The organism is Cellvibrio sp. (assembly GCF_053579595.1).
Map to the genome: position 1 here is coordinate 1 of NZ_JBRFPI010000540.1, position 2,131 is coordinate 2,131.

At 46.7% G+C, this 2,131-nt stretch carries 3 protein-coding genes; 2 read left to right on the forward strand and 1 reads right to left on the reverse strand.

Annotation, left to right across the window (positions count from 1 at the left end; genetic code table 11):
• The coding region (locus ACWA6V_RS20870; RefSeq protein ID WP_449524291.1) for a putative ATP-dependent zinc protease at positions 1 to 145 on the reverse strand (145 nt) is incomplete at its 3' end.
• Positions 146 to 397: 252 nt separating this feature from the next.
• On the opposite strand from ACWA6V_RS20870, the gene ACWA6V_RS20875 reads away from it, so the two are divergent.
• Together ACWA6V_RS20875 and ACWA6V_RS20880 are read left to right on the forward strand one after the other, a co-directional pair.
• Entirely contained in the window at positions 398 to 604 is a 207-nt protein-coding gene (locus ACWA6V_RS20875; protein ID WP_310075626.1) for a PA3496 family putative envelope integrity protein, read from the forward strand.
• Positions 605 to 988: 384 nt separating this feature from the next.
• The coding region (locus ACWA6V_RS20880; RefSeq protein WP_449524290.1) for a GGDEF domain-containing protein at positions 989 to 2,131 on the forward strand (1,143 nt) is incomplete at its 3' end.

A 2,131-nucleotide genomic window follows, 5' to 3' on the forward strand; every position in this document is an offset into this window, starting at 1 on the left:
TTTTATCAAAAGGCGTAAGGTAGTAAGCATGTAATGGGCTGGTTGGCGGGCCAGTGTCGACCTTGGCCTTGATGGAGGGAATACCCAACTCGGGGAGCCCTACCCACTCGCGCCAGCCAATTACTTCAGGTTGTTTTTTGGTCACGCCAGGAGTCCTCGGTTTTCTGGACGGTTAAGAACATGGGGATGGCCGGTTTGGATACAAGCATGTGCGCGACCAATATAACAGGCGCGCTTTGTACCCCAGTTCAGGGCCAAGGTACAAAGAAAAAATTTATTGCCGTCGCGCGATTTTTCTTTTGTTTTTTAATAGGCTATGGTAAATAGCGCGGGTCAAATTTTCCCTATCGGGAAGCCGACGCCACCACCCCCTCTCTGTCAATGTTGGAGTAGTCTTATGTCAGTTGATGTAGAGTCACCAGATGCCGATCTGATGAGTGATGTTACCATCGAAACCGATGATGAAGAGGCAACACCAAAGCTTACTGGCAAAGAAGCCAGCCAGCACACTTTGGAAATGCGCCGCAAAATCGAAGACCGTTTGGAGCGTCGCCGTATTAAAGATCAGCTGGGTTACGATGATATTTCCGATCTGGACTTTTAATGTCAGTATTTGGGTAATTAAAAACCCGACACATTAACTCCAAGCGTCGTACCCGGCAACAAACCTGAAATTCAGGTATTCGGTCAATACCTATAACAACATTGTCAGCCGCCAGTTCACCGGCGGCTGCTCTTTAAGTGCGCTTGCACACCGTTTCATAACTTTACCCATTGCGATGCGTTGCGCTATTGCCGTGCAAACGATTAACTTCTATTATCGACTTATAGTCAGCTTGGATACTTATCTGATACAGATAGCATTCAGGCGATCTCTCCAAGGCGGGTTTGATCGACACTACACCCAAAAAATCGCATTTCCAAACACAGCGAAAATAAGAATAGTTGATGGATGCCCCAATGCATCCGCCGCTGGAGCCAAGACTGTATGCAACACTCTCCCCCACACCGTTTGTATTTTGAGATCATCCTTGGCCTGCTGGTCATAGTTACTATTTTTGCTATCACCGGCGAGGAGCAAATACTCGAAGAGCGCTTGGTTATCGATAACACCAGCGGTATGGCACTCAATGTGTACGACGATAGGGAAAACGGCGGCAACTCCAGCATTCACCTGGAAGATGAAAAAAATATGCAGTGGCATTGCATACTGCGCGAGAGCTACTCTTACCCACATTGCGGATTTGAAATCCTGTTTGATAAAGAGCGCACCAATGGCGTTGACCTGCGCCACTACAACAAAATCCGCCTCTGGCTGGATTACAATGGCCCCAGCCAAACCGTGCGTATTTCGCTGCGCAATTTTGACCCGCTCTACAGCAAAAAAGAAATTCTGCAGAGCACCAAATACAATCAAATTGAATTCAACGTTGGCCTGCTCAATGGGGTTGCAGAATTTTCCCTCAAGGATTTTTTTGTTGCCAACTGGTGGGTACTGGAAAATAAAATACCGCCGCAACTGAGCCATCCACAATTCGATAACGTCACCATTTTTGAAGTGCAAACCGGCTCGGGGCGACCACTGGGAAAACATCAGTTCCATTTACATAAAGTGGAATTTATTGGGCAGGCATTGACCACTGCTGATTGGTATCTCGCGATTATGATGTTTTGGCTAGGGATTATTTTATCCTTTTTAGCCTATCGTATTATCAAATTAAAAGATGAAGTGGTTATCCAGCGCAAACGTGAATCGGAATTGTTGGAAATTAATGAAGTGCTCGACATGCGCAGTAAAGCGCTGGAAATAAAAGCCAAAACCGATCCTCTCACCGGCGCTTTTAATCGCCTCGGCATTGAAGAAGCGATTAGCCTGGGATTGCAGGAATGGCATAAATACCGCAAACCACTCTCGCTGGTGATGATCGATATAGATCACTTCAAAAAAGTTAACGACCGCTATGGGCACGATACCGGCGACTTGGTATTAAGCCATTTATCCAATATTGTGCAACAACATACACGCACCCAGGATTTATTCGCTCGTTGGGGCGGTGAGGAGTTTGTATTGGTCTGCCGCGATACGGATATTGAAAGTGCTTGCGCTATAGCCGAGAAATTGCGCGAGCTC

What these genes read in the sequence shown, in the direction of transcription:
- ACWA6V_RS20875 (WP_310075626.1), top strand. Translation starts at nt 398, where the DNA reads ATGTCAGTTGATGTAGAGTCACCAGATGCCGATCTGATGAGTGATGTT.